This window comes from Paenibacillus dendrobii (assembly GCF_009807035.1).
Taxonomy (GTDB): Bacteria; Bacillota; Bacilli; order Paenibacillales; family Paenibacillaceae; genus Paenibacillus_AQ; species Paenibacillus_AQ dendrobii.
The window spans coordinates 933,799-959,974 of the sequence record NZ_WUBI01000001.1; the positions used below are offsets into that span (position 1 = coordinate 933,799).

Annotated in this window: 26 protein-coding genes and 1 riboswitch; of the genes, 4 read left to right on the forward strand and 22 right to left on the reverse strand. The window is 47.3% G+C overall.

The genetic code is table 11. The annotated features are described in order from the left end of the window. Positions 1 to 95 precede the first annotated feature (95 nt). Positions 96 to 257: riboswitch (cyclic di-AMP (ydaO/yuaA leader) on the reverse strand. 535 nt (positions 258 to 792) lie between these two features. The 7 genes from rpoD to GRF59_RS03970 form a co-directional block, all read right to left on the reverse strand. Next, the gene (rpoD, locus tag GRF59_RS03940; RefSeq protein WP_160496340.1) at positions 793 to 1,767 is read right to left on the reverse strand and encodes an RNA polymerase sigma factor RpoD; all 975 of its coding nucleotides are present in this window, start codon (positions 1,765 to 1,767) and stop codon (positions 793 to 795) included. Between the two features lie 385 nt (positions 1,768 to 2,152). Then, positions 2,153 to 3,286 carry an NAD(P)/FAD-dependent oxidoreductase gene (locus GRF59_RS03945; RefSeq protein WP_160496341.1) on the reverse strand — a complete coding sequence of 378 codons (1,134 nt, stop codon included), beginning with the start codon at positions 3,284 to 3,286 and terminating at the stop codon, positions 2,153 to 2,155. 78 nt (positions 3,287 to 3,364) lie between these two features. After that, positions 3,365 to 4,519 (reverse strand): MFS transporter, encoded by a 1,155-nt coding sequence (locus tag GRF59_RS03950; protein ID WP_160496342.1) that lies wholly within the window; start codon positions 4,517 to 4,519, stop codon positions 3,365 to 3,367. A gap of 488 nt (positions 4,520 to 5,007) precedes the next feature. Then, positions 5,008 to 5,949, reverse strand: coding sequence for a cysteine synthase A (gene cysK, locus GRF59_RS03955; protein ID WP_160496343.1), 942 nt, complete (start codon positions 5,947 to 5,949; stop codon positions 5,008 to 5,010). A gap of 137 nt (positions 5,950 to 6,086) precedes the next feature. Beyond that, positions 6,087 to 6,467 carry a VOC family protein gene (locus GRF59_RS03960; RefSeq protein WP_160496344.1) on the reverse strand — a complete coding sequence of 127 codons (381 nt, stop codon included), beginning with the start codon at positions 6,465 to 6,467 and terminating at the stop codon, positions 6,087 to 6,089. Between the two features lie 197 nt (positions 6,468 to 6,664). Continuing rightward, on the reverse strand, positions 6,665 to 7,609 hold the full coding sequence (locus tag GRF59_RS03965; RefSeq protein WP_160496345.1) for a VanW family protein: 945 nt from the start codon (positions 7,607 to 7,609) through the stop codon (positions 6,665 to 6,667). Between the two features lie 218 nt (positions 7,610 to 7,827). After that, on the reverse strand, positions 7,828 to 8,331 hold the full coding sequence (locus GRF59_RS03970; RefSeq protein WP_160496346.1) for a DUF2798 domain-containing protein: 504 nt from the start codon (positions 8,329 to 8,331) through the stop codon (positions 7,828 to 7,830). Between the two features lie 279 nt (positions 8,332 to 8,610). On the opposite strand from GRF59_RS03970, the gene GRF59_RS03975 reads away from it, so the two are divergent. After that, positions 8,611 to 9,969: a catalase gene (locus GRF59_RS03975; RefSeq protein ID WP_160496347.1), complete on the forward strand. Its 1,359-nt coding sequence runs from the start codon at positions 8,611 to 8,613 to the stop codon at positions 9,967 to 9,969. A 146-nt stretch (positions 9,970 to 10,115) separates the two neighbouring features. Beyond that, positions 10,116 to 12,002: a squalene--hopene cyclase gene (gene shc / locus GRF59_RS03980; protein ID WP_160496348.1), complete on the forward strand. Its 1,887-nt coding sequence runs from the start codon at positions 10,116 to 10,118 to the stop codon at positions 12,000 to 12,002. Between the two features lie 59 nt (positions 12,003 to 12,061). Here the strand turns inward: shc and GRF59_RS03985 are convergent, their stop codons facing one another. From GRF59_RS03985 to GRF59_RS04050, 14 genes are all read right to left on the reverse strand, one after another. Next, complete coding sequence (locus GRF59_RS03985; RefSeq protein ID WP_160496349.1) at positions 12,062 to 13,021, reverse strand: NAD(P)H-dependent flavin oxidoreductase; 960 nt, start codon at positions 13,019 to 13,021, stop codon at positions 12,062 to 12,064. 13 nt (positions 13,022 to 13,034) lie between these two features. Then, a complete protein-coding gene (locus tag GRF59_RS03990; RefSeq protein WP_160496350.1) occupies positions 13,035 to 13,361 on the reverse strand; it encodes a CHY zinc finger protein in 327 nt (108 codons plus the stop codon). Further along, positions 13,362 to 14,165 (reverse strand): energy-coupling factor transporter transmembrane component T family protein, encoded by an 804-nt coding sequence (locus GRF59_RS03995; RefSeq protein WP_160496351.1) that lies wholly within the window; start codon positions 14,163 to 14,165, stop codon positions 13,362 to 13,364. After that, positions 14,155 to 15,015 (reverse strand): ATP-binding cassette domain-containing protein, encoded by an 861-nt coding sequence (locus GRF59_RS04000; protein WP_160496352.1) that lies wholly within the window; start codon positions 15,013 to 15,015, stop codon positions 14,155 to 14,157. The genes GRF59_RS03995 and GRF59_RS04000 overlap by 11 nt, the downstream gene beginning before the upstream one ends. Beyond that, on the reverse strand, positions 15,000 to 15,800 hold the full coding sequence (locus tag GRF59_RS04005) for an ATP-binding cassette domain-containing protein (RefSeq protein WP_160496353.1): 801 nt from the start codon (positions 15,798 to 15,800) through the stop codon (positions 15,000 to 15,002). Before GRF59_RS04005 ends, GRF59_RS04000 begins: the two co-directional genes overlap by 16 nt. After that, the gene (locus GRF59_RS04010) at positions 15,801 to 16,622 is read right to left on the reverse strand and encodes an SDR family NAD(P)-dependent oxidoreductase (protein WP_160496354.1); all 822 of its coding nucleotides are present in this window, start codon (positions 16,620 to 16,622) and stop codon (positions 15,801 to 15,803) included. Next, positions 16,604 to 16,963, reverse strand: a complete 360-nt coding sequence (locus tag GRF59_RS04015) for a MaoC family dehydratase (protein ID WP_160496355.1) — start codon at positions 16,961 to 16,963, stop codon at positions 16,604 to 16,606. Before GRF59_RS04015 ends, GRF59_RS04010 begins: the two co-directional genes overlap by 19 nt. Further along, a complete protein-coding gene (locus GRF59_RS04020; RefSeq protein WP_160496356.1) occupies positions 16,960 to 17,340 on the reverse strand; it encodes an FAS1-like dehydratase domain-containing protein in 381 nt (126 codons plus the stop codon). The genes GRF59_RS04015 and GRF59_RS04020 overlap by 4 nt, the downstream gene beginning before the upstream one ends. Next, the gene (locus GRF59_RS04025) at positions 17,337 to 18,488 is read right to left on the reverse strand and encodes a thiolase family protein (RefSeq protein ID WP_160496357.1); all 1,152 of its coding nucleotides are present in this window, start codon (positions 18,486 to 18,488) and stop codon (positions 17,337 to 17,339) included. The genes GRF59_RS04020 and GRF59_RS04025 overlap by 4 nt, the downstream gene beginning before the upstream one ends. Then, positions 18,485 to 19,966, reverse strand: coding sequence for a class I adenylate-forming enzyme family protein (locus GRF59_RS04030; RefSeq protein WP_160496358.1), 1,482 nt, complete (start codon positions 19,964 to 19,966; stop codon positions 18,485 to 18,487). Before GRF59_RS04030 ends, GRF59_RS04025 begins: the two co-directional genes overlap by 4 nt. Before the next feature lie 40 nt (positions 19,967 to 20,006). Next, positions 20,007 to 20,561, reverse strand: a complete 555-nt coding sequence (locus tag GRF59_RS04035) for a biotin transporter BioY (protein ID WP_160496359.1) — start codon at positions 20,559 to 20,561, stop codon at positions 20,007 to 20,009. 218 nt (positions 20,562 to 20,779) lie between these two features. Next, entirely contained in the window at positions 20,780 to 22,189 is a 1,410-nt protein-coding gene (locus tag GRF59_RS04040; protein WP_160496360.1) for a radical SAM protein, read from the reverse strand. A gap of 17 nt (positions 22,190 to 22,206) precedes the next feature. Beyond that, on the reverse strand, positions 22,207 to 22,995 hold the full coding sequence (locus tag GRF59_RS04045; protein ID WP_160496361.1) for a prolipoprotein diacylglyceryl transferase: 789 nt from the start codon (positions 22,993 to 22,995) through the stop codon (positions 22,207 to 22,209). Positions 22,996 to 23,019: 24 nt separating this feature from the next. Next, the gene (locus GRF59_RS04050) at positions 23,020 to 23,283 is read right to left on the reverse strand and encodes a B-box zinc finger protein (protein ID WP_160496362.1); all 264 of its coding nucleotides are present in this window, start codon (positions 23,281 to 23,283) and stop codon (positions 23,020 to 23,022) included. A gap of 225 nt (positions 23,284 to 23,508) precedes the next feature. Here GRF59_RS04050 and GRF59_RS04055 point away from each other — a divergent pair, with 225 nt between their 5' ends. After that, on the forward strand, positions 23,509 to 23,955 hold the full coding sequence (locus GRF59_RS04055; RefSeq protein WP_160496363.1) for an OsmC family protein: 447 nt from the start codon (positions 23,509 to 23,511) through the stop codon (positions 23,953 to 23,955). Between the two features lie 217 nt (positions 23,956 to 24,172). Here GRF59_RS04055 and GRF59_RS04060 read toward each other — a convergent pair whose 3' ends face one another. Beyond that, positions 24,173 to 24,454 (reverse strand): GNAT family N-acetyltransferase, encoded by a 282-nt coding sequence (locus tag GRF59_RS04060; protein ID WP_160496364.1) that lies wholly within the window; start codon positions 24,452 to 24,454, stop codon positions 24,173 to 24,175. Between the two features lie 214 nt (positions 24,455 to 24,668). Here GRF59_RS04060 and GRF59_RS04065 point away from each other — a divergent pair, with 214 nt between their 5' ends. Continuing rightward, the gene (locus tag GRF59_RS04065) at positions 24,669 to 26,078 is read left to right on the forward strand and encodes an amino acid permease (RefSeq protein ID WP_160496365.1); all 1,410 of its coding nucleotides are present in this window, start codon (positions 24,669 to 24,671) and stop codon (positions 26,076 to 26,078) included. Positions 26,079 to 26,176: the final 98 nt, after the last annotated feature.

A 26,176-nucleotide genomic window follows, 5' to 3' on the forward strand; every position in this document is an offset into this window, starting at 1 on the left:
TTAATGCCTACCCTACCTCGAAATTTTCGCACGACAAAAAAAGCCGCAGGAAAGTTGGACCTTCCCGCGGCTTGTAAAAAACATGGCACACGACAAATTCCTCTTTCATAACGCTTACGAGGTTAGCTGACGGATTCGGGCTTGAAAGTATCCCTACACTTAAAGTTAATAACCAAGTGATTCACCCCTGGGATGAAATTTGACTCATCCCTTTGGTTCCCCCGCTCCTGATTTCCAGAACTAAGCGATCTAGGAGTATTTAATTACAGGTTCACAAGTCATTATTACGAATGAAATCTTACTCCTTCCGAACGCTTGCTGTAAAGGAGCAAAGAATCAGGCATAGGTTGGAAAACAAGTAATATCGTTTGATGTTATCGCTTACAACACGGGTATACTATTATTATCTTTAATTATCTCATATTCACGCCATTTTTCGAGTGGAAGATACTTCTGACTTCCTGTACCATGCCTAGGCTCTATATTTTAACTTGTTGTTTCAGCACTAATTCATCCTACTTTTTATTTAGAGTCGATCCATTTCCTGTATATCTCCATTCGACAATGAACTCACCCTCGAAGTCACCTGCAAACCTGCTGTATTCATCGAGAGCATTTCCACATTCGCATGAAATCTGATCCGCTCCGTAATTATCCGTTCCGAATACAATACGTTCATTTCTGTGATCACGGCGTCCAGGTACTACCTTTAACTCATTGCCGCATGTTAAGCATCGGATCAAAAAACCGTTTTCCATGGCTGCATCATCCTTTATATTTTATGGAATGCGTTTATTCCAAGAAATCTTTTAAAAGCTTGCTCCTGCTTGGATGTCTCAGCTTTCGTAGTGCTTTTGCCTCAATTTGGCGAATTCGTTCGCGCGTTACTCCAAAATGTTGGCCAACTTCCTCAAGCGTTCGAGTGCGTCCGTCATCGATACCAAAGCGAAGTCGCAACACGTGCTCTTCCCGCTCTGTCAACGTATCCAGGACATCATTCAGATGCTCTTTCAGCAGCTTGAACGCGGCCGCGTCTGCGGTCGTCTGTGCTTCATGATCTTCGATAAAATCACCCAATTTCGAGTCGTCCTCTTCGCCTATCGGTGTTTCCAGCGATACAGGCTCTTGGGCTATTTTCATGATTTCTTTTACCTTGTCCACGGTTATGTCCATTTCCTTCGCAATTTCTTCATGCGTCGGCTCGCGGCCGATATCTTGCAATAGTTGCCTGGACACGCGGATAAATTTATTGATCGTTTCGACCATATGGACGGGAACTCGGATCGTTCTGGCCTGGTCAGCAATCGCACGAGTGATCGCTTGACGCACCCACCATGTAGCATATGTGCTGAATTTGAAACCTTTGGAGTAATCGAATTTCTCAACAGCTTTCATCAATCCCATATTACCCTCTTGTATCAAGTCAAGTAATTGCAGTCCTCGCCCGATATAACGCCTTGAAATACTGACGACGAGTCGCAAATTCGCTTCGGCGAGATGGCGCTTCGCCGCCTCATCCCCTTGCTGGATGCGTTTTGCCAATGCTACTTCTTCTTCAGCCGACAATAGCGGCACTCGCCCCATTTCCTTCAAGTACATACGGACAGAATCGTCCATTTTAATTCCCGGAGGAAGGGTAACATCTTCATATCGTTCCGAGGTATCGTTCAACGCTTCACCTTGATCGGGATGTTCTGATGGGTGTTCTATTTTCTCCTCACGCTCCTTTTCAGGATCTAAGACGGGATACGTTTTATTCGTAATCATGCTGTTCCTCCTCCATGCAGCTTGGATCAAAACGAAAAACATCATTTTACTATTGACATTTCCGAAGATGTATGGTATCATTATTAATGAATGTCATCGGATAATGTGAATTGTAATTATACCAGTATCCATGATATTAATCAATACCCATATTTGTTTTTAACCCAATCTTGAGAGATTCAAGGTTGTTTTTTTGTTTTTAGGCAAATTATCAAAAAGCATGAGCATATCTCCCCAAAATAAAAAGCCCGCTATTTCAGCGGGCTTCCGTGTACATATGTCCCTTTCTCTGGACGCCTCTTCTTTTCAATACGTTATCTAAATCCCGGCGAATTATCTTCGAAAAGTAAACCCTCAAACCCGTTAAACCAACTGTTCTCGAGCATTAATCATTATTTTCAGAAATTGCTTTTCGAATATCATAATCATCGACGTCGATATCCATATCCGTACCTAGTGCCATCTTTGCGAGCTGGCTTCCCATAAAGGGACCCACCGTCAGTCCGGACGCGCCAAGTCCATTCGCTGTTATAAGGCCATCCCATCCTGGAATAGCGCCGATCACCGGGAGAAAACCGGGGGTAAAAGGGCGAAAACCAACCCTTGTTTCTTGAAAAGTGCTATCGGCTAACTCAGGTGCCAATGCTAACCCTTTATTCAGAATTTCTTGCATTCCTCCCGCGGTTATCCTAGTGTCGTATCCATCGATTTCGTTTTCATGCGTTGCCCCGATGACGATCTTCTGATGGTTGAAGGCGAGCAGATATTGATCTGATGGCGGAATGATTACCGGCCAGCTGCCAGTGTCTTCCCTGTCATGAACCTGCACATGCATAATTTGGGCTTTTTGAAAACTAACCTTAAATTCAATGCCTAAAGGCTGCAGCAGTTGACCCGCCCAAGCGCCTGCGCAAACAATCGTTTTATCGGCCGCATAATTCTTTTCCCCAACGGTTACTCCAGTTACGCGGTTCGACTCGTACTTGAGCGTAGCATCACCAGTTATAAGGATAGCCCCTTTTCTCTGCGCAGACCGGATCAACGCATCGCGCAAGGCTCGGCCGTCAACACGTGCGGCCCCGCTAATGCGAACCGAATGGTATCCTTCCGCTAACAGAGGAAATTGCTCATGAGTTTCTTGCTCATTTAGCCGTGTAACCCCACCCATTTCCGGGGCTTCCTCCATTCTCAGGTGTGCCCGTTCTTCCATCTTGCTGATTTTCTCCAAATCTTGATGAATACTCAAAGCCCCCACTTGGGCATAACCTGTTTCGGTTTCACCTTCACTTTTGAGTTCTTCAATCAAATCGGGGTAAAAACGAGCGCCAGTCTTAGCGAGCCGATACCACGCCTGGTTGCGTCGTTGTGATATCCAGGGGCAAATAATCCCGGCAGCGGCGTCTGTGGCCTGTCCTTGATCTTTACGGTCAATCACAATGACATCTGACCCCATTTTTGCTAACTGATACGCTGTTGATGCCCCTAAAATTCCTGATCCAATGACGATGAATTTCTTCATAACTACAATCCTTTCTTACTCACTGTACCCATTATAGCGAACACGGTGCGAAAATATAGCATTTATGGACATTCATCCTTATCTATTCTTTTCACTTACATAATCCCTATAGACTAAAGCTGCGACCACAATGAAATTAAGACTTACCAACCTAAAGATCATCTCTAAACTGAACCATTCAGCTAAAATACCTAAAACCAATGCGCTAATTCCAACCCCAACATCAAAACTGGAATAAAAGGTTGCATTCGCCGAGCCGCTTTTTTCTTCACTTACCCTTTGAACTGCCCAGGTTTGCAAACTGGGGGATACCGTTCCATAACCCGCTCCGAATAATATCGCTGAGATAATCAGGTGAAGATCATTTGTTGCAAAAGACAGCACCACAAGTGACAAAAATCCTAACACGGATGACACAATAATGATAGACCAAGGTCCTTTTTTGTCATACCATCTTCCGGTGAACGGACGTAATAAAGTTGAAACGATAGCATTGATCAGAAAAAATAGAAATATATGCTCCAACCCTTTTTGTTTTCCGAAGAGAACCAAAAAAGTAACAATTGCCCCATAAGAAAACGTAGTAATGACCGACAGTAGTGCCGGGAACCATGCGTCTCTTTCAAAAATCATCTTGAAGAATTGAAATGGTTGTTTTTCTCTCTTTACAGGGGTAGGCGTATGCATGAATTGGAGTGCAATAAGCGCAGTAAGACTAAGGATAACCGATGACCAAATTAACGTGTCAAAGGAATAAGAGCCATAGATATAGATGCCTAGACTTGGTGCTATGATAGCTCCCACTGTGGTTGAAATAGAGAAATACCCCATCCCTTCTCCTAACCGCGTCTTAGGAATCAAATCGACTGCAATTGTACCGTTCGCTGTTGTGGATACGCCCCACGCAATGCCATGAATTAATCTTAACAATAAAAACAGCCATACAATATGAAGATAAGGATATGCCGCTGTAATCATCAATAAAACTGCACAAGCACCCATGGCTAGAGTTTTACGCTGGTTATCCATCAAATAGTATCCTGCCAGCGGCCTGATGAATACGGCACCCACTGTAAATAACGTTGTCACCAAACCCACTTGTATGGCAGAAGCTTGAAGCGATATCAAATAGGCCGGCAGAATAGGAAGCAACATTTCGAATCCGATAAAGACTGACAAATTGCTGACGAGCAAAAAAAGAAATGATTTATTAAAAATTTTGTGATTGTTCATTTATGGTCCCTCGCTTCTAAATTTTATTTAACTTAGAAGCGCATGGAACACTGAAACATTTCTATATTGCCTAAGCTTTTTAGACAATTGAGTCACCCTCTCTAAAGCTCCTTTATCTAACACACTTGTGTCTAATTCAACAAGAAGCCTGGTTTATGTTTTCATTCAATTTTTCTCCTCAAAACACAAAAAAACGCCGTAATAAAACCGGCGTCAAGTCATTGCTTTTAATCAATCAAAATCCACAATGCCATCTATGGAATTTCACAAGACAAAAAGTTTCCGGTATCTGTATCCTTATGAAGTTTACTTGAAAATGGGCATACTGATCCCGTCGCAAGCAAATCTCCTAGATGTAAATATGACTTTACTTCGATTTCTATACTTCTGAATACAGTTTCCATCACTTTTTGCCTCCTTTCTTGCTAAATAGTTTCATCTATCTTAATAGATGTTCATAAAAAAAGCAATTTACTTACCATTTCATCTCAATTGTTGTCGGACGGAAACAGCTCTGTCGTTAAATAACGCTCGCCGGTATCGGGAAGCAGGACGACGATGCGTTTGCCCGCATTTTCAGGGCGCTTGGACAACTGCAGAGCGGCAAAGGCTGCGGCTCCGGAAGAAATACCGACGATTAATCCTTCACTTCTCGCAAGGAGACGCGAGGTGTTGAGTGCGTCATCGTTACTCACTCCCATGATCTCGTCGACCACGTTCCGATTGAAATTTTCTGGGACAAAACCGGCTCCGATTCCTTGTATTTTGTGGTTTCCTCGGGCTCCTCCAGACAAGACGGGAGAAGCAGCCGGCTCAACGGCGATGATTTTCACCGATTCGTTCCGCTGTTTTAATCCTTCGCCCACACCGGTAATCGTACCTCCTGTGCCCACACCGGCAACGAATATGTCTACTTGTCCATCGGTGTCCCGCCATATTTCTTCAGCCGTTGTCTTCCGATGAATATCCGGATTGGCCGGGTTAGTAAACTGCTGAGGAACGAACGAATGCGGGATTGTCTCGGCTAACTCCTCGGCCTTCCGGATTGCACCCTGCATGCCTTCACTCGCTGGCGTGAGCACAAGGTCAGCTCCTAAGAGCGCAAGCAGCTTACGGCGTTCGATGCTGAAACTATCCGGTAGTGTAATCATCAGTTTGTAACCGAGCGCCGCGGCGGCGAAAGCGAGGGCGATGCCTGTGTTGCCGCTGGTCGATTCGATAATGACGGAATCCGGGTGAAGAAGCCCCTTCTCCTCCGCATCCTTGATGATCGCATACCCAATCCGGTCTTTGACGCTCCCGGCCGGGTTGAAATATTCCAGTTTGGCAATAATCGCTGCGCCAGCATGGGTTTGTTTATTAAAGTTGACAAGCTCCAGCAATGGAGTATTGCCGATTAGTTCCGTCAAATTATTGGCTATGTTAGGCATTGTCGTGTCCTCCTAAGGCACAAATCTCATTTTGTAATATTGGTATTTGGATTTAAACGAAAAAGGCAGCCGACTATTTCCTGTCAGCTACCTCATAACATGCGGTTCTCTGTTCTACAAGAGGTAAGATAAGTAAGTCATTTCTTTTCCATGACAGCAAAATAATTCTCTTCATGATCTGCAAAGTTGAACACCCTGCCGGAAGGCATATGGACAATATCGCCGACTTTGATGTTTTTACTTGCTAAGCTGCTATGTAATTCATCAAGATTTTCCGTGAAAAACATGAGAGAAGGTGTGCCAAGGTGTAACCCAGGCGACATTTTAGCAACGAATTCTTTATTATGCAGAATGAGGCTGGTTTCCGAGCCCTGTGCTGGAGCAATTTCAATCCATCTCATTCCTTGGCCGTTATTTTCTTCAGAAATGACGTGAAACCCTACGATTTCCGTCCAAAAATTCACTGCTTCATCTTGATTATTTACGTACAACATGATTTGCCCGACTTTGTTGATCATGGACTATTCCTCTCCTTTATCATGAGTAAACCTTAAACCCGATGGTCTTCACCCTACTCATATCCAAGCCTGTTTGGCTTGTCTGCATGCCCCTCTATCATAACACGAAACATATGTTTGATTTCAATGCATTGCAGATATTTAACCATCGCAGCGATTATTCTCCCCGGAACATGGCCTATAACGTCACTATTTTTTCATTCACCACTAACAGGATTAGGCAATACAGGTGAATCGCTTATTTCTTCTGGAAGTTGGTTTGTCATGCTCGGCACCTTCCTAGGGGTATATTCGATGACATCGGATGAGAAGATGGACACGGAAACACTTCCATGGCCTGCAAATGACCGGATTAGAATGGGCTGGTTATATGCATTATGAAATACAAAATCCGGTCCTCCCCAGCTTACGGTTGCATCCCTTCCCGGAGGAACGTAGGGAACGTGGCGACTGTGTGAATATCGCTGCACAATGTTCATTCCTGTCCGATCGACCGCATTGTATAAGGTTGAGGACACCTGGCAGATCCCACCTCCTACTCCTTCGGATAATTCGCCTCGCACGATCACTGTCGCCTGCCTGTACCCTTTTCCCGTTGTCCGTATGCCAACTACCCGATTAAAGGAAAAGGATTCTCCAGGGAATATGACCGTGCCGTCAATCGCTCTTGCCGCCAAAGCGATATTATGAGAACGATCTGTATTACTGGCGTTGAAATAAGTTACATAATAGCCAATCTGTTTAGCCCGCAGCGATGCCAGCAGCTCGATATCCACCTTCGGATACACCGGATATACAGGAACTTCGATGCTAGCCAGGCCCTTATTGTATAGATAGGCATAATAGCGATTCAAAAACTCTCTTCGATTAAGCTGGTAACCGTTTTGCCCGGGTACGATTTTCCCATTTCCGTCAATGCGGGCATTTTGTGCCTCTTTTTTCGTTTTCCGGTCCAACTCACCCACCCATTGGTTATACTTTTCCATATCCAGCAAAGGAAATACTTCCAGGCTGTGGGCATTTCGGTCCAGACTGGAGATGGTTTTGCCTTCATGGGTGACGGTGAGCTTACCATGATCCTGTTCCCCATCAAGATCCTGAAGAAGCATGAACAGGAGACACGCCATGGATGTCCATTTCAAGCATCATCACTCGCTTCGTTATGATCATCTTTTTCTTTCCTTGTGAACGATATACATGTGGTTAGAGCCAAGCTCCAAGCATAGCTTTCATTCAGCTATTATGTTGAAATTCGACGATAATCATGCAGAATCCGAGACAATTCAAGTCAATCAACTTACTATACTGCCATAAAAAAACCTGAACGCTGTGGCGAACAGGTTTTTTACTTGATCTTTCATTACGAGGACTGAACGCCAGCGAAAGTTTCCGTACCGACCTTGCCTTTGACAAATTTACTGAAAAGGAATCGAACAAGAGGCCCTATAATGATTAGCTGAAGCGGGAACGCAAAAATGAAATTTCTAAATACTAATGTAAAGTAACTTTTAAATAATGTTTCTCCGATCAGATGGTTGGAAAAATAGCTCGTCAGCAAGCCGTAAAGTGACATGCAGAGAACCATTCCGCTCACCATGAAAAATGCAAGGAATACAATCACTAACACTTTATTGGATTTATCAAACGGCAGCGAAAAGGCAATTTTCTTGGCTACGGGACCCACAATAAATAACTCGACCAAGGAAGCTATCATAAAGACGCCAATGAGTTGAATAAGTATGCCTCCTAAAGATATCGAACCCAATAAGCCGTGTGTAAATAAGTTGTAAAACGTCATAAATACAACCATTCCAGAGCACATCATCAGTCCAAAATATAGATTTTCCTTTTTCGTTGTTGGCAAATTCCTCATCCTTTCTGTTTACCTTTGTAATTATAGAGATTGTGAACAGCTCCACATAAGTGAACACTTTGTGAACATTTTGCAGTGTCATCATCGACAAATCTTTTGAAATGATCGTCTTTCCAATAAAAAAAGCCGCGATTTACGCAGCTACGACTAAGGAAGTAACATGCTGCGGTCCTCAACGTCAAATGTGCATCGGTGGTCATAATTGAACAGGAACTCAGCATAACCCTATTGTATAAGAGAGAATCAACTAATAGTCATTGGAGGGCGACAATGAAAGAAAATAATCACTTCCAAAAAAACAATGATCATCATGCGTCAGACCCTAACTTACATTCCCAAACGGTCGGCGACAGAGGTCCCGTATTAGAACAGGATAATATTTTGCATGAGACCCTGGAAACCTTCGTACATACTAAAATTATCGAAAGACCGGTACATGTGAAAGGCTTTGGCGCTTTCGGGTACTTTCAGACCGTTCACTCCATGGCTGAACATACAAAGCTCTGCTTTTTGCAAAATCCGGGACAACAGGTCCCCGTCACCGTGAGGTTCTCCCTTGCGGTAAGTACGAAAGGAACTCCAGATACTTCACGAAACATACGCGGTTTTTCCACGAAATTTTACACGGAACAAGGTGTTTTCGATTTGGTCTGCAATCATATCCCCGTATTTTCCGTGCGGGATGCCATACGCTTTCCGGAGTCCGTCCAAGCCTTACTTCCATCGCCGAAAAATAACTTAATTGATCCTGAACGATTCTGGAGTTTCATAGCCAGGGCACCGGAATCAACGCACTTTTTGGTCTGGCTCTATTCTGATGTAGGGACGGTAAAAAGCCTGCGTCACATCAAGGGTCACAGTGTGAATACCTATGTCTGGAAAAATGCGCAGGGCGTCCGTACCTATGTTAAATACCATTGGATTCCTTTTGGCGGCGAGAAGTATATCGACAGTCAGGAAGCCGCACGATTGGCCGGCGAGAATCCGGATATTGCAGGCAAAGATTTATACGATACGATTGCCGCGGGAAATATCGCTGACTACGGTCTCTATGTTCAGTTGATGAATCCTGATGATGCGGCAAAACTTCCCTATGATCCGCTGGATGACACCAAAATCTGGGATGAGCAGCAATATCCTTTGATTCCTGTAGGCAGGCTGGTATTGAACCGCAATCCCGATAATTACATGGAACAAGTGGAGAAAATAGCCTTCTCTCCGTCCAATCTGCTTGAGGGAGCCGAGCTATCAGACGATAAGATGCTACAGGGGCGTACCAATATTTATTGGGACTCCCAGCGCAGAAGGTTGGGGCCGGATTTTCGGAAGATACCCGTCAACCACCAGGAAGACTGGTCGCCGGCTTCCCTCGTCACCAGCGGCAACGGCAGGTATGTGGAGGGTCATCTGGAGCGATCGGACCTGTCTAAGCCGGATGATTTTACGCAGGCGGGTCAATTTTACAGGGCCCTTACTCCTGTACAGCAAGATCATTTGGTCGATAATCTTGCTTCTGATCTTTCGAATATCTCCCGCGAAACACAAACCATAGTCCTCGGCTATCTGAGTGAAGCATCGGCGGAACTTGGAGAACGGGTTGCAAGAGAAATTCAAACCAAGGCTAAATAACACATTGAACTAATCAGTGCTTGGATAGTCGCCCCTTTACTGGAGAGTGGATGCTTGAGAAAAGCGTCCGCTCTTCTTTTTCTCCTCCTTCCTTGCTTTCCCGCATCATATCATGCTATAAGACTTCTTTTCGGAGGTACGCGTATATGAGAAAAATACTGAGCGCCGTGAATGAGGAAATCGAGAAGTTGTCGGAATGCCTCATTCAGCAGCAGAAGCCAGACGGAACCTGGCATTTCTGTTTTGAGAACGGCATCGTGATCGATGCCTATGTCATTATCCTTTTTCGAATATTGGACATACAGAATGAAACTTTGATCCGCCAGCTTCATGATCGTATCCTTGGTGCTCAGCAGCGGGATGGTTTCTGGTCCTTGTATGCCGATGAAGAAGAAGGAAATCTATCCGCGACGGTTGAAGCCTATTACGCCCTGCTCTATTCCGGTTATAGCAAGGATAACGAAGAACCGATTCAGCGGGCGAAGAGTTACATCCGCTCCAAAGGCGGTCTTGGAAAAGTCACAAGCATTTTGACGAAAGCCATCCTTGCCGCCACAGGGCAGATCAAATGGCCCTTATCGGTCTCCCTGATCCCGCTGGAAATTCTGCTATTTCCCAACTATTTTCCGATCAACTATTTTGATTTTTCCGGATATTCAAGAGTTCATCTTACTCCCATGCTTCTCATGGCTAACAGGCATTTTTCCGTCCAATCTGCGCATGCTCCTGATCTCTCTGATCTCAAGGATCCGCGTTTTGATGAAGATGAACCCTTTTCGAGGGAATATGAAGAAATGCAGGAGGACATCCGAGCAGGTCAAAACAGACTTATTGGTACTCCGCGTTCTATTCATGAATCCGCAAGGAACAAGGCGGAAAAGTTCATGCTCCAGCGAATTGAATCCGACGGTACCTTATACAGTTACGCCAGCAGTACAATTCTCATGATTTTCGCTCTGCTGGCTCTTGGATACGATCACCGGCATCCAATCATCATGCGCGCCATTCAAGGACTCAGCGAGATGCAGTGTCGCACGGAGCGTTTCATAACGATCCAGAACTCCCCATCAACCGTGTGGGATACGGCACTGCTCACCTATGCGTTGCAAGAAGCTGGGTTTGCCGATGATCATACGTCAATTCAGCGTGCTGCTTCGTACTTACTATCCAGACAGCACCAGAAAACCGCCGATTGGAGCATCCATAACCCCGATACCGTTCCCGGTGGATGGGGATTTTCCGATACAAATACGCTCAATCCGGACGTGGATGATACAACGGCAGCCTTGCGGGCTATTCACGGCTTGTCTGGCATTGACCGAGTGTATCAGGAATCATGGAATCGTGGACTGAATTGGGTCATGTCCATGCAAAACAAAGACGGGGGCTGGCCGGCATTCGAAAAAGATACCCATAAAGAAATGCTCACCTGGCTTGCCATCGACGGTGCCAAATTCGCTGCCATTGACCCCTCGGAGGCCGATCTTACCGGTCGAACTTTGGAGTATCTCGGAAACTTTGCCGGTCTAGATATGCGGCATGCATTCATCAAAAGGGGAACAAATTGGCTGATTCATCATCAGGAGAAGGATGGTTCGTGGTACGGAAGATGGGGCGTATGTTATATCTATGGTACATGGGCCGCATTAACCGGTTTGCAAGCCGTTGGCCTCCCGGTAAACCATGATGCTATTCAAAAAGGAGCCAAATGGCTCCTCAGCATTCAGAACCCGGACGGCGGTTGGGGAGAATCCTGTCAAAGTGACCGGCTTATGCGTTATGTCCCTTTAGGGGAAAGCACGCCATCCCAAACCGCCTGGGCCCTTGATGCACTTATCGCGGTTCATCCGCAGCCAACAACGGCCATTGATCAAGGAATTTTACGTTTGATCACGAATTTGCACGAAGATGATTGGAAGTCTTCTTATCCGACAGGCGCCGGACTTCCAGGCAACTTTTATTCCCATTATCATAGTTATCGATACATCTGGCCACTTTTGACGCTTAGTCATTACAGAATGAAATATTCATAAGTTACAAATTCAGAACTACTCAAGTATGAGACAATACTACCATCATCGGGATTGGCCCATCATATCCCCCATTTTCCGCGTATATTCTCTGATTCTTTCACCATTCGGTCGATCAACTCCGACACGGTCGGAATATCGTGGATCATCCCGGTAACTTGACCCGCCCAGCCGAAGCCTTCCTCTTGAACGCCATCGTAAATCCAACGCTTGTTGGCTTCACCACTAATATATTTTTTTAGTGCTTCATACGTAGGCGTCTTACGTTCAATGGCGAGAAGGTAATCGATATAGTCGTTTCGTAATACTCTGCCAGGAGAACCGATGGATCGTTTGATAACAGCCGTATCGGATTCCGAACTCTCTACTAACGCCTGTTTATAAGAAGCCGAGGCATCCACGCATTCCTGGGTGGCGATGAAGCGCGTGCCCATTTCAATGCCCTCCGCTCCAAGTGCATGGGCAGCCATCCAACCGCGGCCATCGCCGATACCACCTGAAGCAACAACCGGAATGTGTACGGCATCGACGACCTGAGGGACAAGCACCATGGTGCCAACATCTTCACGCCCCAAATGTCCTCCTCCCTCCTGTCCTACGACAATGACGGCAGATGCGCCAAGTTGCTCCGCTTTTTGCGCTTGTCTGCGCGAGGAAACAAGTACCAGCGTTGGAATGCCTGTAGGCTGAAATTGTTCTAAAATCGGAGCGGGATTTCCGCCCGTTATCGTCACTGCGGATACACGCTCATCGATGGCAACTTGCACGCGATCGCTGAAATCAGCACCATGCATTCCAATCGCAAAGTTGACTCCGAACGGATTGTCGGTAAGGGTGCGGGCGCGAATGATTTCTTCGCGCAGAGCGTCTGCACTCGGAAGGCTCATCGCTGTAATTTGGCCCAGTCCACCTGCATTCGATACTGCAGCAGCGAGGTCGGCATAAGCTAAATAAGCAAGTCCCCCTTGTATAATCGGGTATTTGATATGCAGCAGCTCCGTCAGGCGCGTATTCCATTTCATTGTTATTCCTCCCTTACTCTTCGTGAGCCGATTGTTCAAAATAGATTGGATAATGTGCAGTACATCTCTCATTGAAACTCGCCTTACACTGCGGACAGCATGTCGTATTCATATATTGTCTGATGGTGAGTTCGGTGTGACAGCTGCCGCAAAGGATGGCCCATTCGTCGAATTGCTCCTGCGGCCAGCGCTTGATGTCGTGATCCGCTTGTTCCTCATGGCATTTATAGCATGGATAATAGCGATTGCAACATTTGAACTTTATGGCGATAATATCCTTCTCAGTATGATAATGTACGCATCGCGTCTCGTTGTCTATGACTGCCCCATAAATATCCATTTATATTCCCCCTATCTTCAATACCAGCAGGATCACCGGAAACAAGATGGCTAATCCCCCGGCAAAATAATCCAAACGTTTCCATTCCAGCTGCTTATAGACGATTCTTCTCCTGCCATCTCCATAAGCACGAGCATCAATTGCCAAAGACAACTGTTCGGCACGTTTGATGGTGGTAAAGATCAGCGGAACCAGAATCGGAATATATGCCAACATACGTTTCGATCGTCTGACGGACGAGATGTCGTAGCCTCTGGCTTTTTGCGTGAGAAGAATACGATCAAGCTCATGCATAATCGTCGGAATGAAACGAATCGTGATGACAATCATCAAAGAAAACTGTTCGACGGGAACATGAATTTTGGACAGCGGTGATAGCAATTTCTCCAGCCCTTGGGCCAACGATAATGGTTTCGTCGTTAACGTGAGTATGGATGCGAGTAAGACAAGTAGAATGATGCGCAACACAAAGCGTGATCCGTTTTGCAGCCCCTCTAGGGTCACATGAATGAACATCCAGGACATAATAACCGTACCCTTCGTGCTTATGGCATGGTATAGAAAGGTGAACATCAAAATCAATACCATTGGTTTTAGTCCTCTCCCCAACATGCGAAGCGGAACCTTTGATGCTCGCATAATACCCAGAACGAAGAAGGTTGCGACTGCATAACTGACGAACTTGTCCAGCATTAGAAAACCAATCATGAGTACGATGAAGCATAATAGCTTCGTCCGCGGGTCCAGACGATGAAGGATCGAATTCGTCTCCGTATACTGTCCTAGTAATATGCTATTCGCCATCTGAAATGCCTCTTGCATGCCAAATTGGCAGGATTTCCCGGAAAATCACTTGCTCCCTGCAGCTCTCGATTTTGATTTTTTCACCGGATAATTCCTCAACGAGCTTTAGCAGCTGCACCGATTCAGGCAACGGTAATCCGACTTGCTCCAACAATTCTGATTTTTCCAGAAACAGCGTATTGGCGTCAACATGCCCCAGGAGTTGGCCTGCGCGAAATACCATGACTTCATCCGAATATTCGGCAACATCATCCATGTGGTGCGAGATGAACAGAATGGTGCGGTTATGTTGTCGCTGCCATTCTTTAAGCATCTTCAGCAGCACCATCCGGCTTAGTGGGTCTAATCCTGCTGTGGGTTCATCTAAAATAAGCAGCTTCGGATTCATCAATAATACCGAGGCAATCGCTAGACGTCGCTTTTGGCCTCCGCTTAATTGAAAGGGAGCGTATGGAAGAATCTCCTTGGGAAGACCCACCTGAGGCAAAATGAGTTCAATAGCCTGCGCAATCTGGTGAGGCGATTCCCCCTGCATTTTGGGTGCAAAGGCGAGCTCTTTATAGACGCTTGTCTCAAATATTTGATGTTCCGGATACTGAAATACAAAACCGATATCAGGGACAACTTTGACCCGTCCTTTGGAATCTCTAGAGATGGGCTGCCGGTTAATCCGATAATCACCGTTAAAGTCGGGAATCAGCCCCTTTAATACTTTGACGAAGGTTGACTTGCCTGCTCCCGCCCTGCCAATGATCGATATCCACTTCCCTTCCCGGATGGTACAAGTGACATTTTGCAGAGCCGCCCGTTCATCATAATTCACGCTCACATGTTTCAATTCGTAGACCATTCGGAACGAAGCATCTCCTTCCAATCAGCCGTTAAGGGTACGTTTAACTGAAGTTTATTATGTAACTTGACGGTAAAAGGCTCCACTAGTTGGTAGTCAGCTACATGCACGGTATCGAAAAAGGTCCATGGGGCACCATCATATTCAATCCGGCCTTGATGGATTAGCATGAGACGTTCGGCGGACAGCACTTCCTCCATATGATGGGTAATGTGAATGATGGTCATGCCCTGACGGTGCAGCTCGTGCATAATGGACAGCACCTGATTTCTCCCCTGCGGATCAAGCATCGAGGTTGCCTCATCGAAAATGATGAGCTGTGGACGCATGGCAATAATTGCCGCAATCGCGACGAGCTGCTTTTGACCTCCGGACAACTGATGCGGCATTGCATCTGCGTAATCCTCCATGTGAACAGCTTGTAAGGCAAGCTCCACGCGGCCTTGCATTTCTTCCCTTGGCACGCGAATATTTTCCAATCCGAACAGTACCTCGTCCATCACCGTTGTGGTGATAAATTGATCCTCCGGATTTTGAAAAACAAAGCCGATTAGCTCATGAATCCTGGCAAGGTCCGCACGCTTTGATGTGTTCAAATCGTTGAATATCACATGACCTTCCTTCGGCAGGAGTAGTCCATCCATAAGCATCGCCATCGTGGATTTCCCGCAGCCATTCGGGCCGATCAGCGCCACGAATTCGCCTGAGTCAATCGTAAAACTCATATTGTCGATGATCGGTTGTCCCTTTTGATAATAAAATTGAACTTGATCGAATGTAAGCATCTATCTCCTTCCCCTCTGCTGCTTCCATGCCGCAAAAAAGCTCTCTATGCCGTTTTCGGAAAAGGCGGGTTCCGGCTTCTGCCATCTTGTTACCTTCGTACCGTTGATGCCAAAAATTTCACCTGTTAAATTCGGATCCGGCAACTTGAGCAGCGCGCTTATGAAGCGGGCGACGTCATCTGCATCCCCCACTTGCCAGAACTCAGGAAACGGTTCATTGCGTTTGGCGTACTTATCCTTAAGATGCTCGATGACGGGTCTGGTCATATCCGTTAAGGCAGCCGGTGAAATGGCATTCACCCGAATCCGTTTGCGCTGCAGTTCGGCGGCTAACGTCCACACCATCCCGAGGATGCCTGCCTTGGCCGCGCTGTAATTCACTTGTCCGATAGAACCGGTCAATCCGGCGGACGAAGTCATCATTAGAATGTCTCCCCCATGCTCCGGCAAATGGGGTAACACCCTCTGTACGCAATAAAAGGCGCCATTTAAATGCACATCGATGACGGATTGCCATTCTTCATCCGACATGCGCAGGCACTTCTGATCACGCAAGTTGCCGGCATTGTGAATCAAGACGTCGATGCAGCCAAACTTCGCTGCTACGGCATCCACCATCGCAGTGACCTCTAAAGGATTCGCAACATTGGCGCAGTAACCGATTGCCTCTCCTCCTAGCCGGAGCACTTCCGACACCACTTCATCAATGAATGCTTGTTTCGTACCATTGACGATGACTTGATAACCGTTTTGACCAAGCTCTGTGGCAATACTGCGCCCAATCCCTCTGGACGCCCCCGTAATTAAGGCTGTCTTCCCCATCGGAACCCCTCTTTCACCGTGAACTCCCCTACAGCAATCGTCTCGCCATGATCTGCTGTAACGGTTACTTGGATGTTGTTCTCATTCACTTCAAAATCAAAGCTCGCATGAGAATCTACCCAAAGCGGCTTCATAAATTTCATGCTGCAGCTGTTAATCCACTGTGTTCGGTGTTCGGCCAAATATAGGGATTGGGCAAGTCCCATCAAATACATCCCATGTGCTATGGGCCTTTGGTATCCGGCTCTTGCGGCAGCTTCAGCATTCAGATGGATATCAGCCGTATCTTGTGAGGCAGCAGCATATTGCCGGATGGTCTCAGCCGTAATTTTTATTTTCATATTCCACCACCTACCGCGATTAATACGGTTTCCGCTGTGACGATATGCTCACCTTCACACTTGCACACAAGGCTATGGGTATAGAATGTCAACTCTCCTTGTTTGCCTGCTTTTTTCTCTATCTTGGTTAATGACAATTCACAGTCAAGCGTCATGTCCGCCGTAATGGGTGCCTCGTATGAAAAACGCTGCGAGCCGTGAATTAGAGGTTTATTCATGTGAAGCCAAGGGATATCAAAGCCTTTCCAGAAAATAACGGGCATGGTTGCAGGAGCGATCAGAACGCCGTTTAGCGTTTGCATGGGTGCCCCGATGCTTTTCGCATACGCTGAAATCCATTCGGCGGACAGTTGAACCCGTTGATGGAGCTTTGTCATTCGACCGCCTCCACTAAGGTCGCAAGACCGATTCCGCCGCCAATGCCCATTGTAGCCAGACCCCGTTTGAAAGGCTTCAGCAGCATTTCAGCGCATAAGCGTGTCATTAAGATAGCGCCGGAAGCGCCATACGGATGACCGATGGACAGCGCTCCGCCTCCAAGATTGACCTTGTCCTGCGGAATCTCAAGCTCATTCAAACAGGCCAATACTTGGGAGGCAAAGGCTTCATTAAACTCAATGATATCCAAATCGTCCGTGTTCAACTGCTGACGTTTTAACAATTTTTGAACAGCTGGCACCGGCCCGATGCCTAAAATATGCGGATCGACTCCTATGGCTTGGGCATCCACCACGCGCAAAATCGGCTGGAGTTGAAGCTCATGGCATTTTCTTCGGGACATGATTAGAACAAGAGCCGCTCCGTCGTTAAGCGGACATGCATTGCCTGCTGTTACCGTCCCTTGCTCCATAAAAACGGGCGGCAATTTTTGCAGTTTTTCCAGACTCGTATTCGCTCTTGGACATTCGTCGTCAGCAATCCATTTCCCATGGACTTCAAGTGGTACAATTTCCTCATGAAATCGGCCGGATTGCTGCGAACGAACCGTCTTTTGATGGCTATTCAAGGCATAACGGTCTTGTTCTTCTCTGGAAATCGCGAATGTCCGGGCCACATTTTCCGCGGCTATCCCCATATCCGGATCGCCATAAGAGCTTGGAGTGAAGCGAGCTCGCGTATAGATCTGCGGTACGCCCGTCAAGGTTTGCGGCTTGGCCATTTTCCAGGGTGCACGACTTGTGCTTTCGACGCCGCCTGCCAAATACACCTCACCTGCGCCGCTCTGAATAAGCCGCAACGCAATATTGATCGCTTCCAGACCCGAACCGCATTGCCGGTCGATCGTAATCCCCGGAACTGTGACCGGAAGTCCTGCTTCCAGAGCCGCAACCCGCGCAATATTGCCGCCTGGACCGACAACATTGCCAATAATGACATCATCGATGGCATCCTTCGGCAAGCCTGTTTCGGATACGATATGCTGAATTAACGGCGCCAATAAAGCCTCCGGCTCCAGCCCGCTTAATGCACCGCCCATCCTGCCTATCGGCGTACGTTTTGCCATGACGATCACGGCCTCTGTCATTTCATCACTCTTTTCATCGTTTCTTTCATCGCATGGCGGGCCATTTTTCCGCTGCTTGTATAGATGAATTGATCCACTGTGATTAGCTGCTTTGGCGCTTTGTAACTTGCTACATGCTGGCGGCAGTAATCTTTGATTTGTTCCAGGGTTAAGCGTTCTTGTCCGTTCCATTTGACGATCGCCGTCACTTGCTCGCCCCAGTAGTCATCTCGCACCCCGAACACCATGACTTCTTGAATGGCCGGGAGCTGCTGCAGAACAGACTCCACTTCTTCGGGATAAACATTCAGACCACCCGATACAATCATGTTTTTGGCGCGACCAGCCATATGCAAATAGCCTTCCGCATCCACCGATACATAGTCTCCAAGCATGAGCCATCCGTCGCGAAAGACGGCAGCACTCTCGTCAGGCAATCGATAGTACCCTGTAAACATCATGCCGCTTCTTACATAAAGCTGTCCGACGCTTCCGGCAGGTAATTCATGAAAATCTTCATTGCGAACGGAAATCTCCACGCCACTGAAGGGTCTACCCACCGAGTTAGGCTTATTCTCGGCATATACATCCATATAACTGATATAGCTCGCTTCAGATGAGCCATAATATTCATATAGTTTAGCTCCGCCAAATACCTCATGGCATCTCTTCTTGGACGCCTCTGACCATTTCCCACCGGAACTGATCAACGCCTGAATATTCGTCTGGCCCGGAAAATCCTGCTGCATCATCGACTCAATCATCGTGGGTACAACGAAAAGAATCATATCCGGAATACGGCTGCATAACTGCAACAATTCCCCGGCTTCGAATTGCCGGACAATATGGAATGTCGCACCACTGTATAGACACTGCATCAAGGCGAACAACGACAAAGAGTGAACGAACGGACCAGGAGCGCAAATATGTTCCATGTTATTCAGTTCAAAGGCTTCACTCGTTGCCTCAAAGCTTTGAATCCACGACAAGTGCGTACGCATATAGCCTTTGGGCGTCCCTGTTGTTCCTGAAGTAAAACCGATAAACAGCAGTTCGTTTGTATCATCGTTTTCGGCTTTCGGAATGCACGATTCTATCCAGTGGTCATAAGTACCCCTTTCCTGATCCGAAAACGTAAGAATCCGTATGTCTCCGTCCTGCACGATCAGATTATCGGCGAATGCCGTTTCTGAAAAAATCATTCTCGGCTGACATAGTTCTACAATGGCGTTCACTTCTGCTGCGCTCCACTTCGGATCCAAAGGAACGGGTACACATCCTGCGTAGACGGCCCCGAGAAAAACCTCCACAAATTCGATCCGATTCGAAGACAAAATACCTATCTTGTCATGTTCCAGACCATTCTCTTTCAAACCTTGAGCGATTTGTTTTATCCGTTGGACCAATGCCGAATAAGTCAGGCTTTCTTGGCTGCAGGATAAAGCGATATGATCCGGCTTTTGCGCTGCATGCCGCAGTATCGGGGTTACTAGATTCATTTTTCATCTCACCTGTTTACGAATTAATGATTTCGCTTCTTTAAGAGCCATGCACTTTTTCTTCAATGGGGCTGATGGATTTTACTTGCACGGCAACCACGGCTGCGATGATCGCTTTGATGCAATCACCGGGTAAAAATACGACAGCACCCGATAATCCTGCCCAAATCGATGTATGCGTGATGAGGGCCATCACGGGAGCACCGATTAAGCTGACGAGAATAACCCCAAAAACAATATTAATGACAACGATTTTCCATGTTCGGAGCGATCCCCATACCTTTTCAGTCGTATATCCGATACAGAATGCCGCCACTGGCCAGCTTAGGATGTATCCAACGGACGGTCCAACGAATACAGATAAGCCTCCGCGTCCGCCAGATAGCAAAGGTACACCCAGAGCAACGATGACGATGAATAAAATCAAACTGATTGCTGCGGTTCGTTTTCCTAAAAAGCATCCGGCCAACATGACGCCAAGCGTCTGCAGGGTGATGGGAACCGGAATGAATCCGAGCGGAATAGGCGGAATCAGGCCCAGTACTCCAATGAATGCGGCAAATAATGCAGCAAATACGATTTCTTTTGTCTTCAAGAGACTACCTCCATTGTTATGTTATCCATCTTAATCTATTAGTGTCGACATCTAACGTAATAGAATTATAGACGGGCAATTCGCTATTGTAAACCTTTAAAAATATATAAGGTTAACAATAGAGGCATGAAGCAAAGCATCGAAGTATAGTTTGCAGTCGCTTAACAACAAAAAAACCGCGATAATCGCGGTTTTCTGCTATGTTGTCATTTACACCACTAATCCCAAGCGGTAACAATCTCTTCTTTCCGCTCCTCCAGCAACTTCTCCTTATCATCCCTGTAAAAGAGATTATACGTATCGAACGGAATCATTCGGCCGTCCGGATGGACGATGTGCACGCATGATTTTTTGACGGAACGCACATCAAAATTATGTGCGTCCAAAAACTGCATGATAATGACGCGAAATACATTGTCATAAGATATCTGCTCCGGCACGGCGGCAAGAGGCAGGCAGCACAGCAGGCTTTTCAGGGACAGCGCAGACGACTCCGGCGAATGGCCCGTGGACAGCAGCTCGAACATTTTGCCCCGGATGACCGGATCCTGCTCGAACACAATCGTATTGCTGTCGCCCTCCAGCAAAATTTCCGGGTCGATCATCCGCGTCAGAGGGAGAACATCCCCTCCCAGCTTCAATGCATAACCCATGGCCAGGCAATCCGGGTGGCACGGCACCGGCAGCATGTCCGCATCCTCAAAAACCTCGGATTGCTCGATAATCATCCGCCGTACTTCACTGACCGTCAAGCGGTCGGTTGCCGGATCATAGCCTTCAAGCCGGCCTGCGGCTTGGATCGGTTGAATCGTGACGCCTCGCACGGCTTTCTGCTCCAAACCGTACTGGATAATGTCTCCGATCTCTCCGTCATTAAGTCCCTTTTTCAGCGTAACGACCAGCGTGGTGGAAATGTTGAATTCATTCAAATGATCGATGGCTTGCTGTCGTATGCGGCGGAGATCGGCTCCTCTCAGCTCTTTCAGGACATGTGCCTCAAAGCTGTCGAATTGCAGATAAATTTCGAATCCGGGCATATACTCCGCTAGCCTCCGCGCGAATTCCTTGTCCTGGGCGATGCGAATGCCGTTGGTGTTCACCATGATGTGCTTGATTGGACGGCTTTTGCACAGATCAAGAATATCAAAGAAATTCGGATGCGTCGTCGGTTCGCCGCCACTGATCTGCACGATATCCGGCTCTCCTTCGTTCTCCACAATCCGGTCGAGCATGAACTCGATCTGAGCAAGCGATCTGTGCGTCGTGCGATGCGGCGAGGATTCCGCGAAACAGATCGGACACTGCAAATTGCAGTGGTCCGTAATCTCCAGCAGCGTGAGGCAGCTGTGCTGCTCATGATCCGGACACAGTCCGCAGTCATACGGGCAGCCGTAACGAATCGGCGTATTCCATTGCAAAGGCATCTCGGAGGGCTTAATGAATCGCCGCGTTTGATGATAGTAATCGACCTCCGTGGAGATTAGCACTTTTTCGGGACCATGCACGAGGCATCTTTTGACCATATAAATCCTGCCGTTCTCCTCGATGATCTTCGCTTCGACTTTGCGGTAACAGGTACTGCAAATGCTGTTCGTCAATTCATGATACAGATAAGGCCGGTTAGGCATACGATAACGCTCCTTGGTCAGCTTGGAATTTGTGAACGCGGGATTGAACGACCGAACCTTCTCCTGCCGCCAATCAGCCACGCATAATAGATCAGGCCGGCAATGCAAGCCAGCTGAATATTGTTGAGGCCAAAGTACGGATGCAGCGTAGGCTTGATCCATTCGATGACGAGGCGGAACAACAGGTACCCGGCCATAAAGAATTGGAACATTCTTCCGGATACATAGCCTTCATGCTGTATTTTGCCGCGGCTTTGACGATATAAGGGTATTAAGAGTAGGGCTAGAATCATCAAAAAGAAGATCTCATACAGCTGGGTCGGATGGCGAAGAATCCCGTCGCCGAAATCGACCCCGGTTATCCAGGTTGTTGGCGTGCCATACGTATGATCATCGAGTCCCGTTAAGAAGCACCCGATCCGGCCGAGTCCAAGCCCTATCATCAGCGGGTACACAAAATCATCCCCCGTTGAATGCTTCCATCCGACCCAACGCTTGGTCAGTTCGACCCCAATCAGCCCGCCCAAAAGGCCTCCGACAATCGTTTTGCCCCCCCACAGCAGATGGAATTGGCTTAGCTGCTCCCATGTCGCCGCGGGGTCCTCCAGCCAGAATAGCAGTTTGGCGCCAATAGCCGCACCGGCAATGATACCGGCCAGAATCTGCAGGCTCATCAATTTGGACATGCCGCTCGGTCGCCGGGTCCAAAGGTACACTCGAAAACCGATAAAATAAGCCAACGATTCAAACAGTACATGCGGATGAATTCGCCAGGAACCCAAATGCAAATATACGGGAAATTCCATATGCAACTCCTTGTATGTCGTTCTTTAATAGGAAAAAATCAAGGCTCCGCAAATCGTGATCAGCAGCAGCGCAAGCCCGCCAACGATGGCAAGCAGGGATACGACGATGGTCCATGCCGTGCTCCTTTGCTTGTAGGGCATGGAGGAACCGTTGTTCATGACGCCGCAGCGATCCCGGCAACACCCGGTTTCGGGATCATAACAATGCTCACATACCGGCTTGCCGCAGCGCCTGCACTGGGCGACGGCCGGCTCTTGCGAGTGGTTCATGCAGCGGAAGTCTTCCATGGATCCACCTCACTTTACAAATAATTCATGTCATTGATATTGTAAACGTTATCGTATATTTAGGCTACCGTTTCATTGCATGGAGAATCTGATCGGTCCCTATCGTATTCTTATATTGACAGGTAACGATTAGTAGAATTATAATTCATACAATTCCTAGTATATTACTTATATTTAAATGAAGTAAAACCAATATCTTGTTGTTTGGAAAAGGAGAGTATACGCATGCCAAATGTTCAGACTTTCAAAGCAACCGCCCACTTAAAAGAAGGATTCAAAGTCGTTGCCAATGTAAGACATTTCGAACTGATCATTGATGAGCCGAAAAGCCTTGGCGGTTCGGATACGGGGATGAACCCTGTAGAAGCTTTACTCGCGTCCCTTGGTGCATGCCAATCCATTGTGGCCAGGGCCTATGCACCCAAATTCGGTGTAGAGCTTGAGGATTTCCGGGTTGAGGTTGAAGGTGACCTGGATCTCGACGGATTTTTTAACCGATCCGAAGTTCGCCCCGGTTACTCCGATATTCATTACACGTTCTATATCAAGACCCGTTCTTCTACCGAGAACGTCGAACAATTCATTCAATTTCTGGAGAGTAAATGTCCTGTAGGCGACACAATAGCGAACCCAGTGAACATCAAGCTGGATCGCATCGTTATTGAAAATTGAGAAGCGACTATTAGCAAAATACATAAAGGGCAGAAAGTCTGCTTGAAAGCAGCCTTTCTGCCCTTTTGAACATTTTGCATTATGCTCGGTTCTGCGTCCCATTCAACCCCGTGTCCAACAAAGGCATTCTCACATACTGTCCAACGACGTTTCCGATTGCTCCGGATTAATCGCCAAAATATCAACCGCGTTATCCTTCGGATGACTGCCCATCCGTTTATCCATTCTGCTGCCAAACGTCTGCGTATTCTTTATGCCTTTTGAATTGAGCCAAAGCGAACGAGCATGCGGGCACAATTCGCTTGCCTTCCCTGCGGGCTTTTTCAACAGCGGCATAAACCAGTTGATCGCCGATCTTCTGGCCTCGAAGCTCCTCCGACACATAGGTGTGATCAATCACGATTGTACGGTCATCGATCGGTTTGAAGCTGATCTCGGCAACCTTTTGCTCATTCTCAACCATCACAAGACCCTGACTTTCTTCACGAATATCTTTCATTATCTTCACGCTCCTTCTTCGTTTACTGCGCATCTTATCTATTCTTCCCCCTTCAAGGGTCTGCCGAAACGTTGTACCTACTACCAGCAGAAAAATCGGAACTCCTGGATTTTACTCTGGTGCGTTAGCAGAAGAAAGTGTATGATTAGTACCTGTCCTTTTATTTATTAGATCAATGCGACATTGTAACAAATTGAAAAAGGGGTTTACCATCATGAAAAGACATCAATTAGGCTTCTGGATCCTAACCGCTCTCGTGGTCGGAAACATGGTCGGTTCCGGAATCTTTATGCTCCCCAGATCTTTATCCGAAGCGGCGAGTCCCGCCGGGGTCATTCTTGCCTGGGCTGCTACAGGACTCGGTGTACTTACCCTGGCTCTTGTCTTCGGCAGTCTCGCTGTTCGAAAGCCTGAGCTTAGCGGAGGTCCGCAAATTTATGCGAAAGAGTTGTTTCGTGAAGGTTCGCCCGGCTCACTCTTGGCCGGATTTATGTCTACTTGGGGTTATTGGATCGGCAATATCGCCGGTTTCGTCGCGGTTATCACGACTTTCGCAAGCTATTTGTCCACCTTCTTTCCGGTGCTTACCAGTCAGAAGGCATGGCTTACCATGGGAAGCTTCTCTTTAAAGGCGGGTAATGTCTTGACGTTTCTCGTCTGCTCGATTTTGCTATGGGGTACGCACGCCATTTGCCTAAATGGGATGAAAAGTGCGGGACGATTGAATTTAATCGCTACGACAATCAAAGTCATTGGCTTTGCGCTCTTTATCGTTATTGCCCTATTTGCGTTTCAACAGAGCAATATCGGGCCGTTCCTGGCTCCGCGCACCGGTAGCGGTGGAGAAATGCTAGGCCTTCTTTCCCAAGTTAACGGCGCAGCGGTTGCGACGTTATGGGCTTTTATCGGCGTGGAATCCGCAATGGTCTTTGCCGCACGTGCACGTCGCAAGTTGGATATCCGCCGCGCGACCATCGCTGGGCTGGTAATCTCCCTCATGCTGTATGTCGGGATCAGCATTCTGACGATGGGTTTATTGACCCAAGACCAGCTGATGGCTTCCCAAAACCCGCTGGTTGACGGCATTACGACCGTGCTGGGACCCATTGGGGGCAAGCTGCTTGCCGGGCTCGGACTAATCAGTCTGCTTGGCTCTACGATCGGCTGGGTACTGCTTAGCAGCGAAGTACCTTTTCAGGCAGCCAAACTTGGCGTATTTCTGCCGTCGTTCGCCAAGGAGAACCGCCAAGGCATGCCCAAGGTGTCGCTCTGGATCTCTAACGCAGTGGGTCAGATTTTGCTGTTGTCCACCATCTCGGGTTCCATTTCAGCGGCTTTTGATTTTATCATTTACATTGCTACACTTGCCTATTTGGTACCTTATCTGATCGCATCGATCTACAACCTCAAGTTGGTTTGGACCGGCGAGACCTATTCGCTGCGTAGGGAACGGATAACCGAAGGAATCATTGCGGCTGCAGCCGCCATCTACTCACTGTGGGTAATCGTAGCGGGAACAGCGAATCTTAAGACGTTCCTGCTTGGCCTTGCGCTTATTGTCAGCGGAGTTTTAATCTACCCGCTTTTACTACGGTATCGGAAAATTCAAAGTAACACCCTTTAAGACCGGGCATCAAACTGGGATTTGGCGCATCGCTTGGAGCGCATCACTCCTGAGTAGGTGCAAGCAATCCTTGCTTGCCAAAACAAAAAAGCCTGATT

Coding starts and splice junctions, on each gene's coding strand:
- GRF59_RS03950 (WP_160496342.1), bottom strand. CDS start 4,519: ATGAACAATCACAAAATTTTTAATAAATCATTTCTTTTTTTGCTCGTC.
- GRF59_RS04015 (WP_160496355.1), bottom strand. CDS start 16,963: ATGAAAATAAAAATTACGGCTGAGACCATCCGGCAATATGCTGCTGCC.
- GRF59_RS04055 (WP_160496363.1), top strand. CDS start 23,509: ATGCCAAATGTTCAGACTTTCAAAGCAACCGCCCACTTAAAAGAAGGA.
- GRF59_RS04030 (WP_160496358.1), bottom strand. CDS start 19,966: ATGAATCTAGTAACCCCGATACTGCGGCATGCAGCGCAAAAGCCGGAT.
- GRF59_RS04000 (WP_160496352.1), bottom strand. CDS start 15,015: ATGGTCTACGAATTGAAACATGTGAGCGTGAATTATGATGAACGGGCG.
- GRF59_RS04020 (WP_160496356.1), bottom strand. CDS start 17,340: ATGACAAAGCTCCATCAACGGGTTCAACTGTCCGCCGAATGGATTTCA.
- shc (WP_160496348.1), top strand. CDS start 10,116: ATGAGAAAAATACTGAGCGCCGTGAATGAGGAAATCGAGAAGTTGTCG.
- cysK (WP_160496343.1), bottom strand. CDS start 5,949: ATGCCTAACATAGCCAATAATTTGACGGAACTAATCGGCAATACTCCA.
- GRF59_RS04040 (WP_160496360.1), bottom strand. CDS start 22,189: ATGCCTAACCGGCCTTATCTGTATCATGAATTGACGAACAGCATTTGC.
- GRF59_RS04025 (WP_160496357.1), bottom strand. CDS start 18,488: ATGACAGAGGCCGTGATCGTCATGGCAAAACGTACGCCGATAGGCAGG.
- rpoD (WP_160496340.1), bottom strand. CDS start 1,767: ATGATTACGAATAAAACGTATCCCGTCTTAGATCCTGAAAAGGAGCGT.
- GRF59_RS04010 (WP_160496354.1), bottom strand. CDS start 16,622: ATGGGGAAGACAGCCTTAATTACGGGGGCGTCCAGAGGGATTGGGCGC.
- GRF59_RS04005 (WP_160496353.1), bottom strand. CDS start 15,800: ATGCTTACATTCGATCAAGTTCAATTTTATTATCAAAAGGGACAACCG.
- GRF59_RS03990 (WP_160496350.1), bottom strand. CDS start 13,361: ATGGATATTTATGGGGCAGTCATAGACAACGAGACGCGATGCGTACAT.
- GRF59_RS03945 (WP_160496341.1), bottom strand. CDS start 3,286: ATGAAGAAATTCATCGTCATTGGATCAGGAATTTTAGGGGCATCAACA.
- GRF59_RS03985 (WP_160496349.1), bottom strand. CDS start 13,021: ATGAAATGGAATACGCGCCTGACGGAGCTGCTGCATATCAAATACCCG.
- GRF59_RS04060 (WP_160496364.1), bottom strand. CDS start 24,454: ATGAAAGATATTCGTGAAGAAAGTCAGGGTCTTGTGATGGTTGAGAAT.
- GRF59_RS03960 (WP_160496344.1), bottom strand. CDS start 6,467: ATGATCAACAAAGTCGGGCAAATCATGTTGTACGTAAATAATCAAGAT.
- GRF59_RS03975 (WP_160496347.1), top strand. CDS start 8,611: ATGAAAGAAAATAATCACTTCCAAAAAAACAATGATCATCATGCGTCA.
- GRF59_RS04045 (WP_160496361.1), bottom strand. CDS start 22,995: ATGGAATTTCCCGTATATTTGCATTTGGGTTCCTGGCGAATTCATCCG.
- GRF59_RS04050 (WP_160496362.1), bottom strand. CDS start 23,283: ATGGAAGACTTCCGCTGCATGAACCACTCGCAAGAGCCGGCCGTCGCC.
- GRF59_RS04065 (WP_160496365.1), top strand. CDS start 24,669: ATGAAAAGACATCAATTAGGCTTCTGGATCCTAACCGCTCTCGTGGTC.
- GRF59_RS03995 (WP_160496351.1), bottom strand. CDS start 14,165: ATGGCGAATAGCATATTACTAGGACAGTATACGGAGACGAATTCGATC.